Here is a 21,360-nt window from a genome sequence, read left to right on the forward strand (position 1 = left end):
ATGGACGAACACGACGCGACCGACCTGTCGGAGACGAACTGGGCACCGACGACGACGAGTACCGCGGTCGCGCTGCTGGCCACCGCCGGCGGCGTGGCGGGCCTGAGCGCGGCGGCCGGAGTGGCGAAGGGCGCCGTCGCCGCCGCGGCGGGCGCGGTCTGTCTCGCGGCCGCGCTCTGGTTGCTGACGTGGGACCGGTGGCGCGCGCCCGCGACGCTGGCGGCGAGTCTCCTGCTGGTTCCGGCCGGGGCCGGAATCGCGGCGGGCGTCGGCTACGAGTCGCTGGTCGCGTTCGCGGCGTCGTTCCCGGCCTCGTCTCCGACCCGCGTGGTCGGCGAGACGCTCCGCATCGTCGGCGTGATGGCTGTCCTCTGGGGGAGTACTGTCGCGGTCTTCGGCGCGGCCGCGTCGGTCCGGGGCGTCGCCACCTCGCGGACCGTCTCGCGGTGTCTCGACGCCGCGAACCGGGTCGTCGCGCTTCCGGTGGCGCTGTTCCTCGCGCTCGCGGGCCACGCGCTCGTGACGAACTTCGAGGTGGGTCTGGCCGGGATGGTCGGCGACTTCGCGTCGGCGGCGACCGAGTGGCTGCTCGCGCCCTCGGGCGACGGAACTCACCTGCTCTCGCTCGGCCTGCTGGCGGCGGCCGCGACGTTCGCCGGGTACGTCGCGCTCCGGGACCTCCCGACCGAGGAACTCGCGGGCGAGGCCGAACTCGGCGACGTGAGAATCGCCGACCTCGCGGCGGGTCTCCGGCGCACGCTCGGCCGACTCGTCGGACTCGCCGCCGTCGCGCTCCCGGTCGCGTTCCTCGTCGAGACCGCGATTTCCGAGTCGGTCGTCGAGAGCGCGCTCCCCGGCGCGGTCTGGAACCTCCTCGTCGCCCTCACGGGGTCGGCGGCCCTCCGGACCCTGCTCTGGTGGAGCGCGCTGGTCGCAGGGGCGCTGGCGCTCGTGGCGGCGCTAGTCCGGCGGTCGTCGCGGGCCTCGACGCGGGAACTGCTGGTCGGCTACGCGCCGTTCCTCGCCGGGGGCGCGGTCGTCGCGGCGGCCGGCGCGGTCCACCGGCCGCTCCTCGACGCGCTGGTCGGCTTCGTCGCCGGGCGACTCGACGCGCCGCTCGCGGGGCAGTTCCGGACCCTCTCGGAGAACGTCGTGACGTTCTACGGCGGCGAGACGGTCGTCCTCGGCCTGACCGCGGGCGTGTCGCTGCTCGCGGTGGCGGGCGTCGCGGCGCTCCGGGTCGCGTTCGCGCTCGGGTTCGCCACCGACCGCGCGGCCGGTCCGGCGCTCGCGGGCGGCGGTCTGTTCGTCGCCGCGGCGTTCGCCGGCACGCTGAGTACGCCGACGTGGCTGGTCCTCGCCGCGCTGGTCGCGGCGCTCGCGGTCTGGGACGCCGGGGAGTTCGCCGCGACGCTCGGGTCGGAGGTCGGCCGCCGCGCGGCGACCCGGCGGGTCGAACTCCTCCACGGTCTCGGCGCGCTCGGGGTCGGCGTCTGCGGCGCGCTCGCGGCCGGCGCGCTCTCGTGGGGACTGCCCGCCGGCCGGTCGGGCGAGTTGGACGGCCTGTCGGTCGCGCTGCTTGCCGCCGTCGCTGGCGTGGTCCTGCTGGTGACGGCGCTCCGGTGACTCCGTGTTTCCGAAAGCAATACGAGTATTGCCGAAGCGATTGCAGACCTATTCAGCTTCGGTCTCGACTTCCCGCTCGGAGCGGGGCGTGCGCTCGGACTCCGCTCGCTCGGACGCCGACGCGTCCCACCGACTGCCCGACCGCTCGTGAATCTTCATCTCGACGGGGCGTTTGGGCCGGGCGGTGATGCTCGGGCGGAGGTCGAGCGCCGGCGAGGAGACGAGTTCGAGGTGGTACTCCTGCAGAATCGTCGCCAGCACGAGGCGGGCCTCCAGCAGGGCGAACCGGTCGCCGATGCACCGGCGCGGCCCCGCGGCGAACGGGAAGTAGGCGAGTCGCGGGAGCGACTGCTCGAACCCGTCGGTCCAGCGGTCGGGCCGGAACGCCATCGGGTCGTCGTACCACCGCGGGTCGCGGTGGACGACGTGTTGGCTCATGCTGACCGTCACGCCCGCGGGAATCCGGTAGTCGCCGACCCGGTCGTCTTCGACGGGTTCGCGGACGATGCCCGGCACCGGCGGGTAGAGGCGCATCGACTCCTTGACGACCCGTTCGAGGTAGGGCAGGTCGCCGAGGTCCGCCATCGTCGGCCGGTCGCCGCCGAGTTCGCGGTCCAGTTCCGCGACCAACTTCCGCTCTACGTCGCCGTTCTGGGCCAGCAGGAAGAAGGTGAACGTCAGGGCGAGCGCGGTGGTCTCGTGGCCCGCGAGCAATAGCGTCATCACCTCGTCGCGGACCTGCCGGTCGGTCATCCCCTCGCCCTCCTCGTCGCGGGCGGCCAGCAGCATCGACACCACGTCGTCGTCGGTCGGGTTGCGCTTTCGCTCGGCGATAATCTCGGCGACCACGCGGTCGAGCGTCTCGACGGCGTTCTCGAACCGCCGCCTGCCGGGCGTCGGAATCGCCTCCGGGAGCAGGTCGGTCAGCGAGAACTCCGAGGCGGCCATCACCACCTCAAGCGCCTCGCCGACTCGCTCGGAGTCGTCGCGCAGGTCCACGCCGAACAGCGCCCGGCCGACGATGTCGAGGGTCAGCGCGGTCATCTCCGAGTGGACGTCCCGGACCTCGCCGTCGCGCCACCTCGCCGTCGCGCGCTCGGTCGAATCGACCATCATCTCGGCGTAAGTCGAGATGCGGTCGGGGTGGAACGAGGGTTCGATGAGGTGGCGCTGTCGCCGCCAGAACTCGCCCTCGCTGTTGAGGACGCCGTTACCCAGCACGGGGCCGAGGGTCTCCTGAAACGCCTCGCCCTTGACGTAGTTCTGGTTGTTCTGCACGAGGACGTGTTCGATGTGGTCGGGGTCCGCGAGGTGGTAGACCCAGTTGCCGGGGAAGCGCCACCGGACCACGTCGCCGTACTGCCGGTGCATCCGTCGCTCGAAGTCGAACGGGTCGCGGGCGTACGCCGGGAGACTTCCGACGACCGGGAGGCCGTCGGGACCCGGCGGCGTTCTGGCGGGCGCTCGCTTCGTCATATAGCCGAGTACGCCGCCCGGACCCAAGTAGACCGCGTTAGAAACGGGCTACAACCCGAAAACCGTTCAGTCCGAAATCCGAGAGGCGACGGCGGGACTGCCCCCGACCGGCGGACGCTCGGCGGATTCCCCGGCGGGCGAACGCTCGACCGACCTTCCGACCGCCGTGGATGCTCGACCGACCGCGTGGGTACTCACCCGACCAATCGACCGCCGTGGAGGAGCGAAGGGCCGCCGGTCCACCACAAAACTCATGCCAGTCGTCCGACAATCTCCGCCGATGCCCTCCCAACACGACGACTCTCACGGAGACGAAGGCTGTCCGAAGTGCGGCCACACCGAGACCGACGTGGGGACAATCTCCACGACCGGCGGCGGTCTCTCGAAGATGTTCGACATCCAGACCAACCAGTTTCAGGTCGTCTCGTGCCTGAACTGCGGTTACTCCGAACTCTACCGCGACACCGGGTCGGCCGGAAGCGACATCGTGGACGTGTTCCTCGGTTGACTTCGCAGTCTCCAGTTCCACCATGGCCGAACTCGGTATCTTCCTCGTGTTCCTCGTCCTGAGCGTCGGCGGCGGTCTGCTCCTCTGGAGCGCGGTCGATTCGGAGAAGCGCCAGCGGCGGGTGATGGACCGCGGGTCGGCCGAGAAGGCGGCGCGGCGCGACACCAGCGAGGACGGAGACGAGCGCCGAGGCTTCTGAGTTCCGGACGGATTACCTCGTCAGTCGCCGCCAGCGGCGTCCGCACCGCCACAGACCACCGCGGACTCCCCCGCCACCGCGGTCGGTTCGCCGTCGAGTCGGTAGGTGAACGTGTAGGCCGCGCTCCCGCCGGAGGCGTGGAGGACCGCGATTTCGGCCGTCCGCTCGTCGCCGCCGCAGTCGGCGGCGTCGGCCCCGTCGGGGAACGCGAACGGCGCGTAGGTCGTCTCGAACGGCGCCACCTCGCCGGGCGACACGACGAGGTCGGTTCTGGACGACGAGAGCGTCCGGTTCCGGCCGACGCCGACGACGCCGGGACCGAGGTCGAACCACGACGCGTCGAACGAGTCGGCCTGCACGTCCACCGCGGGGTTCGGCACGTCGCCGGAGATGCCGACGAAGCGGACGAGTAGCGGCGCTTCGCCCTGATTCTCGACTTCGAACCGAGCGCGGCCGTCGTCGAGGACTTCGACGCCTTCGACGTATCCGTGGACGGTCTCCGGTATCCGCCGACGGACCCGCCCGTCCGGCGTCTCGGCCTTCACGTAGAGCGCTCGGGCGACGTACGTCTCCAGTCGGTCCGGGAACACGACCGGAAAGCGCGCCGCACCCGCCGGTCGCTCGACCGTCTCGAACTCCTCGTCGGTGGACGAGTCGAACAGGACGGCGCTCTCGACCTCGACGCCGTCGCGGAACTCGACCACGAGGTCCGTTCCGTCGAACCGGTGGTCCGCGAACACGTCCGCCGCCGTCGGTCCGTCGGCGGCGAACGGGAGCGATTCGGTGCAACCGGTCGTCAGGAGAGCGCTCCCGGTCGCGAGAGCACGGAGGAACGGGCGGCGGTTCATAGCCGCAAATAGTTGCGATCGTGATAAGTATCTTCTCTCACCGGGCGGTCCCGTTCACTCCTCGCCGTACGTCTGGCGGAGGACGAACGGCCCGATGGCGAGGGTGTGCTTGGCGACGACCACGATGCGAAGGATGTAGGTCAGGAAGATGAGAAACGGCGTGAGCGTGACGGTGAACGCCGCGGCGACGACCCACGTGACGTTCGGGATTCCCAGCGTGGTACCGGGGAACGTCGGCGCGCCGACGAACGCCAGCATCGTCCCCGCCACCACGAGCGCCGGGACCGCGGCGTAGAGGATGTACCGCGAGAGGTCGATGAGTTCCCACTGGAAGTAGAGGGTCTTTATGTGCTCGCGCGCCGGCCCGAACATCGTCAGCGCGGTCTCTAACTCCCGAAACGCCTCCCGGTCGTCTTCGTCAAGGCTGTCTTCGAACTCGTCGGTCAGCCGCTCCACCTGATATATCTTCCACGAGTAGTTGTAGTCGAGCGCCGCGTTCAACACGGCGAACGTGCCGAACTGGGCGTCTTCGAGTTTGTCTATCGCCGCGTTCGCGTTGTTCCGGAGACTGTCGAGCAGTTCGCCGACCTGCTGGCGGAGTTCCTCGTCGTCGTTGTCCGCGAGTTGCGCTTCGAGCGCGTCGGCCCGGCGCTCGTTGACTTCGAGGAGTTGGCCGAGGAACGCTCCGGGGTCGGCCTCCGGGGGCGACTCGAACAGTTCGGTCGCGTAGGTCCGGAAGTCCATCGCGTCGCTCATGCGCTGGCGCTGGTCGCCCAGCGGCCCGTTCTCCTGAGAGATGACGAGTTGGCTGATGGTGACGACCAGCGTCGTCCCCGTGACGACGGTGCCGATCATGGTCGAGAACATCGTCTCGACGGTGTCGGCCGAACGAATCGCGACTTGCAGCGACGGGACGACGACGGTGCTGACGGCGACGAACGCGGCGAAGACGCCCGCGGCGACCAGTGCGGTCGCGGCGAGTCGGTTCCCGTCGAACAGGAACCACTCCGCTGCGGCGTTCAGTCCGATGCGGTCGCTGAGGGTGTTCGGCGTCCGAATCTCGTCGGAGTCGCCGGACTTGCTCATGCGCTGGCCCTCCCGCGCTCACCCATCGTCGCCCTCGGCGCTCGCCCTCTCGCGCTCGGCGTTCGGGCCACTCGGTCGCCTGAACACGAGGAACTTGGTCCCGCCGCCGACGTAGTCGATGGTCTCGTCGAGTTCCCACCCCTCGGCGGCGGCCTCGGCGAGCGCCGAGGAGGGGTCGCGGGCCTCCTTCTGGGAGGGTTCGCGCGGCGGTCGGACGACTCGGTACTCCCATCGTCGCGGCGTGTCGGCGCTCATGTGTCCGGTCCGACGGGAGTGAGGGGGCTAAGCGTGACGGCCCGAACGAACCGAACGACCCGGACGACTCGCCCGGTCCGGCCCGGTCTGACGACCGAGCGCACCGGACGTTCCCGACCGAACGCATCGAACGGCCCGGAACTGTCCGCTACGAACCGAGACCACGCTTCTCGACCATCCACCGGAGGCCGACGAACGCCGCCAGCGAGACGACCAGATAGGCGACGACCGAGAGGTGCGTCGTCTGTGTCGGACTCCCGATTGCCAACTTCGCCACCGCGTTAGCGGGCGATTCGGGCAGGAGGTAGGTCGAACTGAACACGACCAGCACGCCCATCGAGAAGAGGAACTGGGCCTGCTTGCGCTCGCGGAACGCCAGCGCCGCGGTCGCGCCCATCGTGACCACGCCGACCGAGAAGCCAGTCACGAGGAGCAGGATTTCGAGCGGATTCGAAATCGGGGTTCCCCGCAACGACAGCAGCGCCAGCCACGCCCCCGCCTGCGCGGGCGCGAGGACGCCCATCGCCAGCAGTTTCCCGTCCACGATGTCGGTCGGGGTCAGCGGCGTCACCCGGAGGAGTTCGAGCGTTCCGCGGTCGTACTCCTCGGCGATGGCGTCCACCGCGATGCTTCCGCTGACGAACACCGGGAGGAACGTGAGCAGCGGAACCAGCACCGTGTAGGTGAACCCGAAGTAGGGGCTGGACGACGCGTCGGGCGGGAGTTCGACCGGCTTTCGGTCCAACCGGGAACTCAGCCGCTGGCGCTCGTGGCGTTCGAACGCCTCCAGCACGCCCTTTATCTGGGTCACGACGAGCGTCGTCCGGACGTTGCCGTCGGGCGCGACCGCACTGACGTGGGCCCTGCCGTCGGGCAAGCGTTGGACCCTGAGGACGGCGTGAATCTCACCCCGTTCGAAGTCCCGCATCGCGGCCGACTCGTCGCCGTACTCGACCGCCCGCCAGCCGTCGCGCTCGTCGATTATCGGCGCGAGGTCGTCGCCCGCCTCGCCCGTGACGCCGAACTCCACGACGAACTGGTTGGAGACCGAACCGGGGTCGTACAGCGAGACCAGTCCGACCGCGAGGAACGACGAGAACGCCGCGACGAACAACTGGATGAGAATCGCCAGCACGATGGTCTTCTCGCTCCGGAGCGACGCCAACTCCCGGCGAGCGACCGTCAGGCGCTTACCCAAGGTAGCTCACCACCGTTAGGTTGTAGGCGGCGTGAAGCAGGGTCGCCGCGACCAGCGTTCCGGCGTACCAGTTGCGGTCGCGGGTCGCTCCGGCGGCCGTCACCGTCGCCGTGACGGTGTGAAGCGCGAGGGGCGCGAGGAACAACGCGACCAGCACCAGCGGCGAGGACTCGACGCCCAACCCCGTCGCGGTGCCGAACGCGGCCTGTCCGAGTTCGAGATTCGGTAGGCCGACCAGTTGAGCCACCGCGGTCGCCTTCTCGCCGACGAAGAAGCCCAGACCCGAGAGGAACCCGAGCGTCGCGGCCGACCGGAAGGTTCGTTCGAACCGCGAGTGAGCGAACCCGGCGTAGACGTGGACCGATTTGGCGACTTCCTCCACGAAGGCGATGGCGACGAGCAGGACCGGCATCGACACCGACACCGGGAGCGCGAACAGCAGGGCGACCGCGAGCAACTCGCCGACGAAGACGAACGGAATCGAGAGCGCGCTGACCTTCGCAATCGAGCGCCGCCCCGAAATCTGGCTGTTCAGCGCGTCGAGGAACTTCAGCGGGACGGACCGCTGGGTGAACATGTCCTCCTCGCGGTAGACGCCCGCGCCGAGCGCGAACAGGGCGCCTGCCGAGAGGTAGAGCGGCCCGGTCGAGAAGGCGTACTCGCCGAGCGAGAAGGCGGTCCCGCGCAGGGCCTTCACCACGAGCGTGAGCGGCGAGATGGCCGCTACTGGGTGGACGTTGGTGAAGATGGCCGGGACGAAGGCGTAACTCGTCAGGAACACCGAGAGCGTCACGGTGACGAACGTGAGTTCCTTGAACGACCGGGCGAACATCCCGCCGACGAACGCCGCCGAGAGGAAGAGAAGCGCGATGGGAACCACCGCGGAGACCGACTCGGCCGCCGTCGTCGCCACCGCCGCCGCGCCGTCCGCCGCGGGGGTCAGGACCGCGATGCCGACCGCCGTGACCGAGGCGATGGCGACCATCCCGGCGAAGTACGGCAGTGTCTTGCCCGCGATGATGTCGCCGCGCGAGACCGGCGAGACCAACAGGAGTTCGCCTCGCTCGTTGACTCGCTCGTCCAGAATCGTGGAGGCGTACGCCTGAATCACGAAGTTCATCGGCAGGACGAACGCGAACGCCAGCACCAGCGACTCGAAGGGGAACGGCGGCGCCACGTCCGCCGGAGTGCCGCCCCGGGCGTTCGACCCGAACAGCGACCCGCCGCCACCGCCGACCGAGGGAGCGCCGACGGGGCCGTCGTTCCCGCCCGCGCCCGACTCGGGCGCGGCGGTCGCCGACCCGCCGGAGTCGCCACCCGAGTCGCCACCGCCGTTTCCGCCGCCTCCACCGAGTCGCTTCTCGCCCTCGCGGGTCGTCCGCGTCGCGGCCGACCCGGAGCCTCGGACCTGCAGGTCGCTCTGCTCCTCGTAGCGGACCGAGACCGAGACGGGGAACGCGGCGGCCTCGTCCGACTCGTCGGCCATCAGGCGGTCGTTGTACCGCGCGACCGACTTCCGGAACTCCGAGAGCGCGGCCGCTCCCTTGTCGGTGTCGTCGGCCCGAATCTCGCCGGGGGCGCACCGCGGGGTGGTCTCGGTGCAGAAGAACAGGTCCGACCCCTCGTCTCTGGGTTCGACCGCGACGAACGTCGAGTCGTTCTGGACGGGGGCGTAGTACGGACTGTCCTGCGAGACGCCGACGCGGTAGATGCCGTCGTTCAGGGTGACGCCCTGACTGGCGACCAGCGGCGTCAGCGCGCCCACCGCCAGCAGGACGACCAGTCCGACCGCCACGGTCCGGCGGTCGAGTTGGCCCGCGTTCTTCGACACCTCCCAGCGGGCGATGCGCAGGGTCTTCCGGAGGTTCACGGTCGGCCCTCCACGTCCGGGGACTCGTCGGCGAGGTCGAGGAAGATGTCTTCGAGGCTCGGGGTGTGAGTCTGGATGTCGTCGACCTCCCCGCCCGCCGACTCGGCGAGTTCGCGGGTCTCCTCGACGGCGTCCATGCTCTCGACGGTGCGGCAGAAGCGGCCGTTCTCCTTCACCGCGTCCGCGACTTCGACAGTAGTGTAGACGCGGTACTCGGTCCGGCCGTGTTCCTCGCGGATGTTCTCGACGCTCCCGCGGGCGACGATGCGACCGTCGTTCATCACCGCCACGCGGTCGCAGATGCTCTCGACGTGGAACAGGTTGTGGGCGCTGAACACCACGGTCTTGCCCGACTCGGCGAGTTCGCGGGTGAACTCGATGATGTAGTTGGTCGTCAGCGGGTCGAGTCCGCTCGCGGGTTCGTCGTATATCAGCACGTCGGGGTCGTTGACCAGCGAGCGCGCGATGGCGACTTTCCGGGTCATCCCCTTCGACATGTCGCCGATTTTCCTGTCGCGGTGGTCGAGTTCGAGTCGGTCCAAGGTGTCGTGGATGCGCGACTCGGCCGCGCTGTCTGGCACGTCGTAGAGGTCAGCGAAGAACCGGAGGTACGACACCGCGGTCATGTCCTCGTAGAGCGGCGACTCCTCGGGCAGGAAGCCGAGGTGCTCGCGCATCTCGGGGTCTTGGGCGTCGTAGCCCGCGACCCGGGCCGACCCGGCGGTGGGTTCGACCAGACCGGAGAGCATCTTCAGGGTCGTGGTCTTGCCCGCGCCGTTCGGGCCGATGACGCCGTAGACTTCGCCCTCGGGGACCGAGAAGGTACTCCCCTCCACGGCGGTGAACCCGCCGTACTCCTTCCGCAGATTTTCGACTTCTATCATCTGGATACTGGGGAGTGTTCACCGGGGGGACTTGATTTTAGGGTTACGCGAGGAAAAACGGAGTACAGCCAACCTTTATCACTGGACTGTCAGTAACGTCGAAAACACAAGTCATGAGACTCACCCCGGACGTTTCGCGGCACAAACTCGTCGCCCGATGGCTGGTGGCGGCGATACTGATGGCAGGGGTCGTACTGCAACGCGGTCCTCAAGCCGTCGCCCTCGCGTCGATAGCGTACTTCGGCGTCGAAGGATACCGCGTCCAGTCGGTGGCCGAACGTTGCGGTGCCTCCACCGCCGAGTTGGTGGCGTCTTCGGGGTGGTTCCTCCGACGGGGGTTCCTCTGGGCACTCATCGGACTGGCGATTTTCTTCACTCTGCTGGTCTGGTGGAGTCTTGCGGTGACGGTCGTTTCCGTGGTTCTCCTGTACACGGCCGGACTGTTCGCACAGGCGGTCCGCGCAGCAGAGGACGAGCATCTGCGGGGAGACGAACGCCGTGGACGCTCCCCAGAGACTGACAACGAACGACGGCCGGAGGACGACCGACGACCGCCGAGAACCGAATCGACCGGCGAATAGCCGCCGCTCGCCGAGCACGGCTCTCTCCTTTAAGTAGTTCTGGCGACAAGGGATAGATACGAGGGAAGACGGTCTCGTTCTGCCGAAGTCACCCCGACCAGAGAAATCGCTCTGAGCAGACGTTACTCGGCGTAGACTCGGGTCCGACCAGACGCCAATTGGTGCAGACTCGGGTCCGAACGGCCATACCAGACAACAATCTAACTAGACGCCAATCTTTACGCCGCTCCGGAACGTCGTTCGACCGATGGCGTGGAATCGCCGCGACCTGCTCTACACCGCCGCGACAACCGGAACCGCGGCGCTCGCGGGTTGCTCGGGAGCGTCGCGCGAGCAGGGCGACGACCCCGAAATCCGCGCTCCCGACCGAACCCTCGTCGGCCGCCCCGCCGGGATTCGACTCGCAGGGTTCCCGTCCGAGACCGAGGTCGCGCTCGAAGCGAGCGCGACCGACGCCCGCGGTGTCGAATTTTCCGCCGCGTGGTCGCTCCGGACCGACGGGAACGGCGCGGCGTCGCTCGCCCGACGGGTCTCCTCGAAACCGACCGACTCGGCCGCCCGGACCGAGTGGACCGCGATGGGTCGGGGGTTCGAGTCGCCCGACGACCCTGCCTTCGAGATGGTCCTCCAGCGACTCGCGCCGCGGGGAGACGCCTCGCCCACCCCGAGCCACTTCGTCGCGGGCGACCGGGCCGCGGTGGACGTGGCGCTCACCGCGCGCGCCGGCGGCGAGCGCCGGGCCTCGGCGACGACCGCTCGCGTCGTCACCGACTCGGGCGTCTCCCGGCGGACCGTCGAAGACGCGGACCTCGTGGCGTGGCTCTACGAACCGCCGGACGGGAACGCGAACGGCGGGGAACCGAACCCCGGCATCGTGACGCTCCACGGGTCGCAGGCCGTGGTCCCGCACGCGCTGAGTCGGACGCTGGCGGGCCACGGCTACGCGGTGCTCGCGCTCCAGTACATCGGCGCCGAGGGCCTGCCCGAGTCGGTGGCCGGCGTGCCGGTCGAGTACTTCCGGCGCGCGACTCGCTGGCTGACCGACCGCGAGCGCGTGGCCGACGGCCGCGTCGGGTTCGTCGGTATCTCGCGGGGCGTGGAGGCCGCCCTGCTCGCGGCGGCCCAGTTCTCCGGCGAGACGGTCGCGGTCGGCTACTCCGGCGGGGGCGTCCTCGGACCGAGCGTCGACGCGTCGGCCACGACGGTCACCGACTGGGCCTCGGCGTGGACTCGGAACGGCGACCCGCTCGCGGACGCCGCGGCGGTCCGGACGGTGTTCTCGGCGGTCGAGAACGCTGGCGGCGAGTGCGAGACGGTCGAGTGCGTTCCGGAGACCGTCAGTGAGTGGGTCGGCGACTCGGTCCGTCGGCGCGCGCTCGCGCCGGTCGAGGAGATAGACGGTCCGGTGCTGCTCCTCGGGGGAACCGACGACGCGACGTGGCCCGCCCCGGCGCTGTCGGCGATGGCTATCGACCGACTCGACCGCCGGGGCCACGACGCGCCGTACCGACTCAGAGTGTACGACGGCGCGGGACACCTCTTCGGCCTGCCGTACCACCGATACACCGGCGAGGCGACGGGACCGCGATTCGGCGGGTCGCCCGGGGCGAACGCCTTCGGAGCGGCGAACTCGTGGCCGGTGGTGCTCCGGTACTTGCGCGCGGGTCTACAAAGGTAGTCGCTCACTTCCCGAAGTCATTTAAGTAGTTCTGGCGACAAGGGGTAGATACGAGGGAAGACGGCCTCGTTCTACGGGACGCTATTCACCAGACGCCGGTCTCTCGCCTCGGAAAGTAGAAGGAGAATCGTCGTCGCTACGCCGGTCTCCGTTTAAGTGCTTCTGGCGACAAGGGATAGATACGAGGAAGATTCGTTCGCGGTCTTCTGCGGTTTTCGTCTCTTTGTGTACTCACGCTCCGCAGTCCCTACTCCTCACACGCCACTCCACTACTCCTCGTGAGCCTCGTCCGCCCGGCGAGCGTCGAGACTCGGCAGGTTGGGGTCTCGGTGGGGGTTCCGACCGTAGACGGCGTCTTCGAGGTGCTGGTCGGTGAGTTGGTCTTTGAGCGTTCGCCGGAGTCGGTTGAGGCTAGTCACGTCGAGACCGTGTTTCTCGACGAGGTCCGTGAAACGCTGTTCGTCGGTGATAGAGCGGAACTGGTCGTAGAGGTCTCCGAGTCGGTCCGGCGGGAGTTGGCCGATCCACTCCTCGTCGTGGAGGCCGAGGTAGTGTTCGCGCTCTCGGTCCACGACGTGGCGGATGACGACCAGCGCGACCTTCGGAATCGCGCGCTGGCTTCCGAACGCAGTCAGGTCGAGGTCCGACATGATGCCGACCACGCGGTCGCGCTGCCACGGCGTCAGCGAGAGGTCGTTACAGAGCGCGTGGGAGATGCGGAGTTTGTCGAGGCGGTGCATGCGCGAACTGTGACCCGCCATCGCGGAGTGTCGCTCCTCGTGCATCCGGCGGACGCTCTCCGAGAGGTCGGCGTCGGGCGATTCGGCGCGGCCGATTTGGGTCGCGCTCGGCGTGACTGGCCCCCACTGGCGGACCGTCTGGTCGCGCTGGAGGTCCGCCCGGCCGACCGCCCCGTCGCCGGGGCGCTGGCTGAGCGGTCGGTCGGCGTTCCGGTCGTCGTGCGTCCTCGACTGCCACGTCGGCAGTTGCGAGTCCGTCCACCCCTCGGTCATCACTCGCCCGTACTCGGCGGGGATAGTTCAAACATGCGCCTCTCGGGAAGGTGAGAAGACGCGTCGCTCCTCGAAAACGAATCCAGTAGAACGGGCCGTCGTTCCGTCGTATCTACTCCTTATCGCCAGAAGCACTTAAAGAGGAATCGTAGCGGAGACGCCCTGTCTATTCGGTCGCGTGTTTGAAGTCCGTAGTTCAGGGTCACGCAGAACGAGGCACGCCGGCGCGGGCGCTATTCGGAAACTTGAGTCGGCAGAACGTCGCGCACTTTCCGTCGTATCTATCCCTTGTCGCCAGAAGCACTTAAACGCCGAGCGCTGACGTGACGAGTCCGACCGCTGTCGCTCGCCGCAGACCGACCCGTTCGCTGCTCACCACCGGGAGACTACTGGTCGTCCTCGTAGAACTCCGCGCGCAGGTCGTCGTCGTCCAGCGTTCCGGCGGTGTCCGAGAGTTGAGTCCGGAGTTCGGCCAGTTCCTCGGTGAGGTCCGCGTACTCCTCGTTGGCGTCGAGTTCCTCGGGGCTCTTCTTGGTCTCCAGAGCGGCCTTCTTGTTGGCCAGCGAGAGGAACTGCTGCATCTGTGCGTCGTAGGTCGAGCGCTTGAGCAGCGTCTCGACGGTTTCGAGCAGTTCCTCCGCCTCCGAGACTGGCTTTTCGAGGTAGGCGTCGAAGCCGAGTTCGAGGATGTCGAAGTCGGGTTCGACCGCCGAGACCAGCGCCACCCGGCAGTTGAGTCCCTGTTCGTGAATCCGCGCCAGTACGTCCTCGCCGGAGAGGTTCGGCATCCGGCGGTCGAGGAGGACCACGTCGACCTCCTCGTCCAGTTTTTCGAGCGCTTCCGACCCGCTGTAGGCGGTTCGGACGTGGTAATCCTCTTCGAGCCACTGGGCGTAGGCGTCGGTTATCGGCTTCTCATCGTCGACTATCAGCACTGTAGCGTCCTTAGGCATACTTGCGATATCGCTCGCACTCCGTGATGATTCACTCATACTCCCTCGATGTTAAACTGGCGTCTCGCAGCGTTCGGCGACTGCGTCCGGACGCTGGTTCGATTCGCCGAGTCGTCGCGCGGTCGGCGGCGAGTTGTCGTCGTCATCTGTCGGTCGTCTCCTGTTCGAAGGGCGATTTGGCGGTCTCCGGTTCGTAGCCGCTCAGGAAGACGAGGTTGCCGCGGCCGACCTGTACCCGGGTGATGAGACCCTTCTCCTCCATCTTCGACAGTTTCCGGCTGACGGTCGACTTCGACCAGTCGGTCTCCTCGGTCACGTCGGCCTGTTTCATCCGGCCGCCGTAGCGGGTCAGCAGTTCGCGGATGCGGTCCTCGTCCGTCAGCATCGCCTCCTCGGGGAACTGCTCGACGTTCGACTCGCGCGCGGACTGGTCGTCCGACGGCGTCGACTCGACGGTATCGCTCCCGGCGGTCGTCTCCGGTGAGTCGGTCGTGGCCGCGGAGCGGTCGGTACCGTCCGCCCCCGAGAACAGGTTCGACACCGAACTCAGTACGGACGTGAACAGGCCGCCGTCGGAGTCCGGAACCGAGACGTCGGTGTCGTGAGACTGGGCGTGGTCGCTTGTCGCGCTCCGGTCGCCGTAGGTCTCGGCGACGGACCACTCCTCGCCGTCGTCGGAGACCTCGACCACGGCGTCGAACAGCGTCTTCAGCGTGTTGATGGTCTCCTCGTCGTGGATGTCCGGGTCCATGTGGTAGAACCCGATGGCGTTGGCCGCCTGTACCCGGTGGGTGAGGATGTGCAGGTACCGGAACGCTGTGTCGAAGTCGACGTACTCCAAGAGGACGGTCAGCGTCTGTACCGACACGAGCGTCTGGTTGCCGTTCCCCTCCCAACGGGTCAACTGTTCGCTCAGCGGCGCGATGATGTCCATCGGCTGGTTCGGATCGACGCGCGCGACCGACACGTTCGGCGGGACCTCGTTGCCGGCGGGTCCCTCGTCGGTCTCGACCGTGTTCGCGTGGATGAACGCGAGTTCGGCCGGGAGGTCGCCGACGTGCGCCGTCCAATCGGAGATCCACGTCTCGGGCGGCGGCGTGTACGTCACTGCGGCGACGTTGGCCTCGTCCGGTTTCGTCGTCGAGGCGAGCAGTTCGAGACAGGCGCGATTTCCCGTCGGCGTCAACGGTGCCAGTAAGAGGACGTTCGATGACTGGTCCAGTTGCCGCTTGTCCGATGTATCGATGTTCATTCGTTGTCAGTCATGGTGCGTTGTTTCCGACCCCGTCGTGGGAAAGCCCGAGGTATCTGCAAGTCGGAGAGAGTTACGGTCTCCGGATATTAAGCCGTTTACCATCGAGTGAACTCCGTCGCCTACCTTCGAGCGAGTCCCGTAACAGTTCCCCCGCGACGGGTCCCTGTTTCTACGTATGTACGACAGCCAAAGGGTAAAAACCCGGGGCAGGACGGGTACGGGGATTTAAGTAGGGTGATTGGTGATACCGTACCACATTACCTATCTGACGCGCGTCCGGCCGGCGCGTCTCGGCGACTCCGAGGGACTGAAACCCGTGGCCTCCGAATCCGAACTCATGCAAGCAGTGCTTCTGGCCGCGGGCGAGGGGACCCGGATTCGACCGCTGTCGGCGTCGCTCCCGAAGCCGATGCTGCCGGTCGCCGACCGCCCACTGGTCGCACACGCCGCGGACGCCGCGGTGGACGCGGGCGCGGAGGAACTCGTGGTGGTCGTCGGCTACGGGGCCGAGACGGTCCGGAACTACTTCGGGGACGACTACCGCGGCGTGCCGGTCCGATACGCGGTGCAGGACGAGCAGGCGGGGACCGCCGACGCGGTGCGAGCGGCCCGCGAGCATCTCGACGGCGCGTTCGCGGTGCTGAACGGCGATAACCTCTACGACCCCGAGGCCGTCGCCGACCTGTTCGAGTCGGGACCGAGCGTCGGCGCGATTCGGGTCGACGAGCCCTCGAACTACGGGGTGCTCTCGACGGCGGGCGACGCGGTCACCGACATCGTGGAGAAACCGACGGACCCGCCGACCGACCTCGCCAACGCCGGTGCGTATGTCTTCCCCGCCGAGGCCCGCGAGTGGCTGGACGTGCCCGCGAGCGAGCGCGGTGAACGCGAGATTACCGACGTGCTGGCGCGCGCCGTCGAGGAGTACGACGTGAGCTACGTCGCGATGGACCGGTGGCTGGACGTGGGACGACCGTGGGAACTGCTGGAAGCCAACGAGTGGAAGCTCGCCGAACTCGAACGCGACGTTCGGGGCGAGGTCCACGACGACGCCGACCTCCGCGGCCCCGTCGTGGTCGAAGAAGGCGCGACCATCGACGCGGGCGTCGTGATAGAGGGGCCTGTGCTCGTCCGAGCGGGTGCGAGCGTCGGTCCAAACGCCTACGTTCGCGGCGCGACCCTCCTCGGCGAGGACGCCCACGTCGGCCACTCGGTCGAGGTCAAAAACAGCGTGGTCGGCGAGGGGAGTCACGTCGCGCATCTCAGCTACGTCGGCGACAGCGTCCTCGGCCGGAACGTCAACTTCGGCGCCGGGACGAACGTCGCCAATCTTCGCCACGACGACGAGGCGGTGAAGCTCACGGTCAAGGGCGAGCGCATCTCGACCGGCCGCCGGAAGTTCGGCGTCGTCGTCGGCGACGACGCGAAGACGGCCATCAACACGAGTCTGAACGCGGGCGTGACGCTCTCGACCGGCGCGACGACGACGCCCGGCGAGGTCGTGACGCGGGACAGATGAGCGGTACCGCCCGAGTCTCGGGGGTCCGGCCTCCCGTTACCGACTCACTTTCGCGGTGTGCCACGCGTTCGCCGCCAACTCCCCGAACGCGTCCCGCGCCTCTTCGGCGAGCGGAAACTCGCCGTGATACGGGTCTGGCTCTCCCTCGACGCCCGTCACGCTCCGAATCGCGTCGGCCAGCGACTCGTAGTTGTCGCCCACGATGTCCTGCACGAGGACGGGCATCCCCGCCCGATCGCAGAGTTCGCGGGCCGCCTCGCGGCCGACGTAGACTCGGCCCTCGCGGCTATCGGCGAAGACCAGCGCGAACGGCGTCTCGCCGAACTGGGCCGCCAGAAACGCTTGGGCCGGTTCGTCCTCCCACTCGATAGCGCCGACGCCTTCGACCCGACGGAGCGCCGAGGCGGCCGCCGAGCAGAACGGGCACTCCCCGTCGTAGATGAGCACGCCGTGATAGTCGCTCACGGACGCGGGTACGCTCGCTGGCGGTAAAATAGCGGCGGGCGTGCGAGATAGCCGCGGGCAGGTGAGAGCCACGAGCGGCGGGCGCTCACCGCTTCGACCGGCCCGGCGGCTTGTCGTGTTCCGCGCGGTGGTCGAGCATCTCGTCGTACCGGCAGGCCCGAATCCGGAGGTCCGACTCGGGCTTGGCAGTGCAGGGCAGAATCAGGTCGGCTTCCTCGTCGGACTCGTAGTACCGCTTGGCGTCGGACTGGTCCACTTCGCCCTCCAGCAGTTCCGCGGCGCAGGAGGTACACCATCCCTGCTGGCAGTCGGCGGGGAGCCAGACGCCCTCGCTCCGGGCGGCCGAGAGGACGTACTCGGTCTCGGGCACCTCGATTTCGACGGTCTCTCCGGCCTGCTCGACGTCGCAGTCCTCCGGCACTTCGATGGCGACGGTGTGGGTACTCACGGGAGCGGCTAGCGGACAAGCGGGAATGAACGTGTCGGCGGGGTTCGGAACCGCGTGAAATCTGGCGCGCCTGCGGGACTCGCGGGGGGTCGCTACTCGCCTCCGCCGGTGAGCGCGTCGAGGAGGTATCGGGCCTGCGCCTTGTCGAGCGGGTCGTTGGCGTTCCCGCAGTGGGGCGACTGGACGCAGGACGGACACCCGCCCGGCGCGTCGCAGTCGCAGGCCGCTATCATCTCGGCGGTCCGAACCATCAGGTCCGCGACCGTCTCGTAGCCCTCCCGGACGAGTCCGACGCCGCCGGGGTAGCCGTCGTAGATGAAGATGGTACTCTCGCCGGTGTGGGGATGCATCGGCGTCGAGAGGCCGCCGATGTCGGCGCGGTCACAGAGCAGTTCCAGCGGGAATAGCGAAATCATCCCGTGTTCGGCGGCGTGGATGCCGCCGGCGAAGTCGCCCTGCTCGCGCATCGCCGCCTCGACTTCGCGGGGCACCGTGAAGTACAGCGCCTTCGTCCGGAGCGAGACCTCCGGCAGGTCGAGCGACTCGCGGGCCAGCGTCTCGCCCGACCGGTCGCGGCGCTCGAAGCCCGTAATCTGCTTGCGCATCGTCACGTCGGCGAATCTGACGGGCACGTCCTCGCGGGTCGCCAGTCGCTTCTCGCGGAGGTCCTCCTCGACGGTAATCTCCTTCTCGTGGAGGACCTTGGTGTGGTAGTCGGCCCACGTGGGGCTGAGTTCGGCGACTTCGCGGCTCAGGTCGAGGTCCACGACCTCGTAGGACTGGCCCTGATGGTGGTAGATAGCGCCGGGGTGGGCGTCGGTCAGCGCGTCCTCGAACGGGAGAGTGGCGATGGTGTCGTTGTTCCGCCTGTCCAGCAGGTTCACCTCGCGGTCGTCGATGGAGCGCAGACTCATCTCGTGTTGCGGACTGCCGTCGCCGTCGTAGGTCCAGCGCAGGCCGTCGGGAGTCGTCCGGCGCTCCAGCAGGCCCTCGGCTTCGAGGTCGGACACGAGGTCCGGGAACTCCTCGCCGAAGTAGTCGCCGTCCTCGGGCGAGAGCCACGTCTCGCGGGCCGCAGACAGCACGTGGTCGGGCAGGAGTTGGTCGTTCGCGGGGTTGACGACCGCGCGCTCGGGGTCGCCGGCGAAGAACTCCTCGGGGTTGGCCATCAGGTACTGGTCGAGTTGGTCCTCGCCCGCGACGAGGGCGACGAGGCTCGGGTCGTCGCCCCGGCCCGCGCGCCCGGCCTGCTGGAACGCCGCCATGCGCGTGCCGGGGTAGCCGTCGAGCAGGACCGCGTCGAGGCCGCCGATGTCCACGCCGAGTTCCAGGGCGTTGGTACTCCAGACGCCCCGGACCTCGCCGTCCCGAAGCCCTTCCTCGATTTCCTTCCGTCGGTCGTCGCTCAGAGCGGCCTGATACGCCGTCACGTCGGGCGCGAGGTCGCCCCGACCCCGGTCGCGGAGTTCGTCGGCGCTCTCCATGGCCCACTGTTCGGCGGCCTGCCGGGCGCGGGTGAACGTCAGCGTCTGGTGGTCGTTCGAGACGAGGTCGGCGAACACGCGCTTGGTCTCGGCGTGGTTCGACCGGCGTTGGCCCGACGCTCCGGCCTGCGGGGACTCGTACTCCGGCGGGTTCCAGAGCAGCCAGTGGGTCGGCCCGGTGTCGCTCACGTCCTCGTCCACCAGTCGGAACGAGTCGGCCTCGGTCCCCGTCACGCTGGCGGCGTGTTCGACCGGGTTGCCGACGGTCGCCGAACAGCAGACGAACTCGGGGTCCGAATCGAACCGGTCGCAGACGCGCCGGAGGCGCCGGAGCAGGAGCGCGACGTGGCTCCCGAAGACCCCGCGGTACTCGTGGACCTCGTCCAGCACGACCGTCTCCACCCCTTTGAAGAACCAGTCCCAGAGGCGGTGGGCGTGGGGCAACAGCGCGTAGTGGAGCATGTCGGGGTTCGTCAGGACGACGGTCGGCCGCCGGTCCCGGACCGCCCGCTTCTCGGACTTGCTCAGTCGCCCGGTGTACTGCTCGACCGAGACCCGACTGCCGAACCCGAGGTCCCGCGCGAGCGCCGAGAGGGTCTCCTCTTGGTCGTTGATGAGCGCGTTCTGGGGCGCGACGTAGAGAGTGCGCCCGCCGTGGTCCATCGCGCGCTCGAAGGCCGGGACCGTGTACGCGAGGCTCTTCCCGCTCGCGGTCGGGGTAGCGACGACGACGTTCTCGCCCGCCCGAACCGCCTCGACGGCCTCGACCTGATGGCGGTAGAGTCGGTCGATGCCCCGGGATTCGAGCGCGCTCTCCAGACGGGGTTCGAGGTCCACGTCGGCGAAGTCGCCGTCCCGGCCGGGGAGGGTCCGGTGGGCCTCGACCTGCCCGTCGTAGTACGGTCGGCCCCGAAGCCAGTCGATGGTCACGTCCACGAGTCGGCGATAGGGTCGGGGTCCCTAACGACTTTCGCCGCGGAGCGAAAGTGAACCCGAGCGGTCGGCGTTCCCGGAATCGAAAACCTATGTTCGTAATCTGGGAAGAATTATTAAGGGTAGGAAAGTCGTCGGTGGCCGTGGGGGAGAACACAATGGCAGACGACGAACGGCGACACGGTTCCGGCGACTACGAACCGGGCGATACGAGCAAACGAGTGGGGATGGAAGTGATTCGCGAGCGCGGACTCGAACCGGAGGAACTCCGCGAGCGACTCATCGACGCCATCGGGGCCGAGTTTTCGACGTACTACTACTACACCAACCTCCGGATGCACCTCGCGGGCCACGAGGACTACAAGGAGATAGCCGAGGACGCCCGCCTCGAGGACCGCGCGCACTTCGAGTTGGTCGCGCCGCGCGTCTACGAACTCGGCGGGTCGCTCCCGAACGACATCAGCGACTTCATGGGTCGGGCGTCGTGTCCGCACGCCGACCTCCCGACGCCGTATCAGGGCGAGGAACCCGACGAAATCAACGAGGGCGCCTCCGCAGAGCTGATTCTGGAGACGCTCCTCGAAGCCGAGCGGTGCGCCATCCGGACGTGGAGCGAAATCTGCGACATGACGCAGGGCAAGGACCCGCGGACCTACGACATGGCGAGTCGCATCCTGCAGGAGGAAATCGAACACGAGGCGTGGTTCGTCGAACTCCTCTCGATGGAGCGCGACGGCGAGGCCAACCCGGCGGGCCACTTCGTCCGGGGCGAACCCGGCGACGCGCCGCTCTCGACCAACCGTCGCTTCAACGACTCGGCGTGACGATTTCGACGCGAACCTCGGCGTAACGACCGCCAGACGACCGCCGACGAATCACTCGACTCGCGCTCGGTGACACGAGCCGCCGGCCCGAGCGGACCGGACCGGCCGCTCGGTCGCGCGAGCGATGCGCGGCCCGAAGTGCCGCGCACTGCGGGCGGCCGAGGATTCTGCGAACGTCCCCTGCTCCGTCGTCCGACCACCGGCGAGTGGCGACTCCGAATCGCGTCGAACCGCGCCGAGGCGGCCTTCCGGAGGCG

The 21,360-nt window shown here is 68.4% G+C and carries 20 protein-coding genes; 7 read left to right on the forward strand and 13 right to left on the reverse strand.

The window, feature by feature from the left end; translation table 11 throughout:
- Positions 1 to 1,626 carry a DUF7519 family protein gene (locus M0R89_RS14090; RefSeq protein WP_248649716.1) on the forward strand — a complete coding sequence of 542 codons (1,626 nt, stop codon included), beginning with the start codon at positions 1 to 3 and terminating at the stop codon, positions 1,624 to 1,626.
- Positions 1,627 to 1,674: 48 nt separating this feature from the next.
- On the opposite strand, the gene M0R89_RS14095 is transcribed toward M0R89_RS14090, so the two are convergent.
- On the reverse strand, positions 1,675 to 3,102 hold the full coding sequence (locus M0R89_RS14095; protein ID WP_248649717.1) for a cytochrome P450: 1,428 nt from the start codon (positions 3,100 to 3,102) through the stop codon (positions 1,675 to 1,677).
- Between the two features lie 280 nt (positions 3,103 to 3,382).
- Between M0R89_RS14095 and M0R89_RS14100 the strand changes: the two genes are divergently transcribed.
- Both M0R89_RS14100 and M0R89_RS14105 read left to right on the forward strand, forming a co-directional pair.
- Entirely contained in the window at positions 3,383 to 3,610 is a 228-nt protein-coding gene (locus M0R89_RS14100; RefSeq protein WP_248649718.1) for a zinc ribbon domain-containing protein, read from the forward strand.
- 22 nt (positions 3,611 to 3,632) lie between these two features.
- Positions 3,633 to 3,809, forward strand: coding sequence for a DUF8143 family protein (locus M0R89_RS14105; protein WP_248649719.1), 177 nt, complete (start codon positions 3,633 to 3,635; stop codon positions 3,807 to 3,809).
- A 20-nt stretch (positions 3,810 to 3,829) separates the two neighbouring features.
- Here M0R89_RS14105 and M0R89_RS14110 read toward each other — a convergent pair whose 3' ends face one another.
- From M0R89_RS14110 to M0R89_RS14135, 6 genes are all read right to left on the reverse strand, one after another.
- Positions 3,830 to 4,657, reverse strand: coding sequence for a hypothetical protein (locus M0R89_RS14110; RefSeq protein WP_248649720.1), 828 nt, complete (start codon positions 4,655 to 4,657; stop codon positions 3,830 to 3,832).
- 54 nt (positions 4,658 to 4,711) lie between these two features.
- Entirely contained in the window at positions 4,712 to 5,743 is a 1,032-nt protein-coding gene (locus M0R89_RS14115) for a DUF7972 family membrane protein (RefSeq protein WP_248649721.1), read from the reverse strand.
- Between the two features lie 18 nt (positions 5,744 to 5,761).
- A complete protein-coding gene (locus tag M0R89_RS14120) occupies positions 5,762 to 5,998 on the reverse strand; it encodes a hypothetical protein (RefSeq protein ID WP_248649722.1) in 237 nt (78 codons plus the stop codon).
- Between the two features lie 148 nt (positions 5,999 to 6,146).
- On the reverse strand, positions 6,147 to 7,196 hold the full coding sequence (locus M0R89_RS14125) for an ABC transporter permease (RefSeq protein WP_248649723.1): 1,050 nt from the start codon (positions 7,194 to 7,196) through the stop codon (positions 6,147 to 6,149).
- Positions 7,189 to 9,066 (reverse strand): ABC transporter permease subunit, encoded by a 1,878-nt coding sequence (locus M0R89_RS14130; RefSeq protein ID WP_248649724.1) that lies wholly within the window; start codon positions 9,064 to 9,066, stop codon positions 7,189 to 7,191. The genes M0R89_RS14125 and M0R89_RS14130 overlap by 8 nt, the downstream gene beginning before the upstream one ends.
- Complete coding sequence (locus M0R89_RS14135) at positions 9,063 to 9,950, reverse strand: ABC transporter ATP-binding protein (RefSeq protein WP_248649725.1); 888 nt, start codon at positions 9,948 to 9,950, stop codon at positions 9,063 to 9,065. The genes M0R89_RS14130 and M0R89_RS14135 overlap by 4 nt, the downstream gene beginning before the upstream one ends.
- 113 nt (positions 9,951 to 10,063) lie before the next feature.
- On the opposite strand from M0R89_RS14135, the gene M0R89_RS14140 reads away from it, so the two are divergent.
- Together M0R89_RS14140 and M0R89_RS14145 are read left to right on the forward strand one after the other, a co-directional pair.
- Positions 10,064 to 10,531, forward strand: coding sequence for a hypothetical protein (locus M0R89_RS14140; RefSeq protein ID WP_248649726.1), 468 nt, complete (start codon positions 10,064 to 10,066; stop codon positions 10,529 to 10,531).
- A 247-nt stretch (positions 10,532 to 10,778) separates the two neighbouring features.
- Positions 10,779 to 12,209 (forward strand): acyl-CoA thioester hydrolase/BAAT C-terminal domain-containing protein, encoded by a 1,431-nt coding sequence (locus tag M0R89_RS14145; RefSeq protein ID WP_248649727.1) that lies wholly within the window; start codon positions 10,779 to 10,781, stop codon positions 12,207 to 12,209.
- 269 nt (positions 12,210 to 12,478) lie between these two features.
- Here the strand turns inward: M0R89_RS14145 and M0R89_RS14150 are convergent, their stop codons facing one another.
- The 3 genes from M0R89_RS14150 to M0R89_RS14160 all read right to left on the reverse strand — a co-directional run bounded on the left by M0R89_RS14150 (position 12,479) and on the right by M0R89_RS14160 (position 15,427).
- Entirely contained in the window at positions 12,479 to 13,222 is a 744-nt protein-coding gene (locus M0R89_RS14150) for a DNA-directed RNA polymerase subunit epsilon (protein ID WP_248649728.1), read from the reverse strand.
- A gap of 386 nt (positions 13,223 to 13,608) precedes the next feature.
- Positions 13,609 to 14,175, reverse strand: a complete 567-nt coding sequence (locus M0R89_RS14155) for a response regulator transcription factor (protein WP_248649729.1) — start codon at positions 14,173 to 14,175, stop codon at positions 13,609 to 13,611.
- A gap of 142 nt (positions 14,176 to 14,317) precedes the next feature.
- The gene (locus tag M0R89_RS14160) at positions 14,318 to 15,427 is read right to left on the reverse strand and encodes a helix-turn-helix transcriptional regulator (RefSeq protein WP_248649730.1); all 1,110 of its coding nucleotides are present in this window, start codon (positions 15,425 to 15,427) and stop codon (positions 14,318 to 14,320) included.
- A 340-nt stretch (positions 15,428 to 15,767) separates the two neighbouring features.
- Here M0R89_RS14160 and glmU point away from each other — a divergent pair, with 340 nt between their 5' ends.
- Positions 15,768 to 16,949, forward strand: a complete 1,182-nt coding sequence (gene glmU, locus M0R89_RS14165; RefSeq protein WP_248652276.1) for a bifunctional sugar-1-phosphate nucleotidylyltransferase/acetyltransferase — start codon at positions 15,768 to 15,770, stop codon at positions 16,947 to 16,949.
- 36 nt (positions 16,950 to 16,985) lie between these two features.
- Here the strand turns inward: glmU and M0R89_RS14170 are convergent, their stop codons facing one another.
- The 3 genes from M0R89_RS14170 to M0R89_RS14180 form a co-directional block, all read right to left on the reverse strand.
- A complete protein-coding gene (locus M0R89_RS14170; protein ID WP_248649731.1) occupies positions 16,986 to 17,414 on the reverse strand; it encodes a DCC1-like thiol-disulfide oxidoreductase family protein in 429 nt (142 codons plus the stop codon).
- Positions 17,415 to 17,499: 85 nt separating this feature from the next.
- Positions 17,500 to 17,862, reverse strand: a complete 363-nt coding sequence (locus tag M0R89_RS14175; protein WP_248649732.1) for a 2Fe-2S iron-sulfur cluster-binding protein — start codon at positions 17,860 to 17,862, stop codon at positions 17,500 to 17,502.
- A gap of 92 nt (positions 17,863 to 17,954) precedes the next feature.
- A complete protein-coding gene (locus M0R89_RS14180) occupies positions 17,955 to 20,282 on the reverse strand; it encodes a DEAD/DEAH box helicase (RefSeq protein WP_248649733.1) in 2,328 nt (775 codons plus the stop codon).
- A 155-nt stretch (positions 20,283 to 20,437) separates the two neighbouring features.
- Between M0R89_RS14180 and dps the strand changes: the two genes are divergently transcribed.
- Complete coding sequence (dps, locus tag M0R89_RS14185) at positions 20,438 to 21,103, forward strand: DNA protection during starvation protein (RefSeq protein WP_248649734.1); 666 nt, start codon at positions 20,438 to 20,440, stop codon at positions 21,101 to 21,103.
- Positions 21,104 to 21,360 lie beyond the last annotated feature (257 nt).

This window comes from Halorussus limi, assembly GCF_023238205.1.
Classification (GTDB): domain Archaea; phylum Halobacteriota; class Halobacteria; order Halobacteriales; family Haladaptataceae; genus Halorussus; species Halorussus limi.

Bases quoted from the DNA above. Each gene is read 5' to 3' on its own strand.
- M0R89_RS14145 (WP_248649727.1), top strand. From the start codon at position 10,779: ATGGCGTGGAATCGCCGCGACCTGCTCTACACCGCCGCGACAACCGGA.
- M0R89_RS14160 (WP_248649730.1), bottom strand. From the start codon at position 15,427: ATGAACATCGATACATCGGACAAGCGGCAACTGGACCAGTCATCGAAC.
- M0R89_RS14135 (WP_248649725.1), bottom strand. From the start codon at position 9,950: ATGATAGAAGTCGAAAATCTGCGGAAGGAGTACGGCGGGTTCACCGCC.
- M0R89_RS14120 (WP_248649722.1), bottom strand. From the start codon at position 5,998: ATGAGCGCCGACACGCCGCGACGATGGGAGTACCGAGTCGTCCGACCG.
- M0R89_RS14140 (WP_248649726.1), top strand. From the start codon at position 10,064: ATGAGACTCACCCCGGACGTTTCGCGGCACAAACTCGTCGCCCGATGG.
- M0R89_RS14115 (WP_248649721.1), bottom strand. From the start codon at position 5,743: ATGAGCAAGTCCGGCGACTCCGACGAGATTCGGACGCCGAACACCCTC.
- M0R89_RS14090 (WP_248649716.1), top strand. From the start codon at position 1: ATGGACGAACACGACGCGACCGACCTGTCGGAGACGAACTGGGCACCG.
- M0R89_RS14095 (WP_248649717.1), bottom strand. From the start codon at position 3,102: ATGACGAAGCGAGCGCCCGCCAGAACGCCGCCGGGTCCCGACGGCCTC.
- M0R89_RS14100 (WP_248649718.1), top strand. From the start codon at position 3,383: ATGCCCTCCCAACACGACGACTCTCACGGAGACGAAGGCTGTCCGAAG.
- dps (WP_248649734.1), top strand. From the start codon at position 20,438: ATGGCAGACGACGAACGGCGACACGGTTCCGGCGACTACGAACCGGGC.
- M0R89_RS14105 (WP_248649719.1), top strand. From the start codon at position 3,633: ATGGCCGAACTCGGTATCTTCCTCGTGTTCCTCGTCCTGAGCGTCGGC.
- glmU (WP_248652276.1), top strand. From the start codon at position 15,768: ATGCAAGCAGTGCTTCTGGCCGCGGGCGAGGGGACCCGGATTCGACCG.
- M0R89_RS14155 (WP_248649729.1), bottom strand. From the start codon at position 14,175: ATGCCTAAGGACGCTACAGTGCTGATAGTCGACGATGAGAAGCCGATA.
- M0R89_RS14150 (WP_248649728.1), bottom strand. From the start codon at position 13,222: ATGACCGAGGGGTGGACGGACTCGCAACTGCCGACGTGGCAGTCGAGG.
- M0R89_RS14110 (WP_248649720.1), bottom strand. From the start codon at position 4,657: ATGAACCGCCGCCCGTTCCTCCGTGCTCTCGCGACCGGGAGCGCTCTC.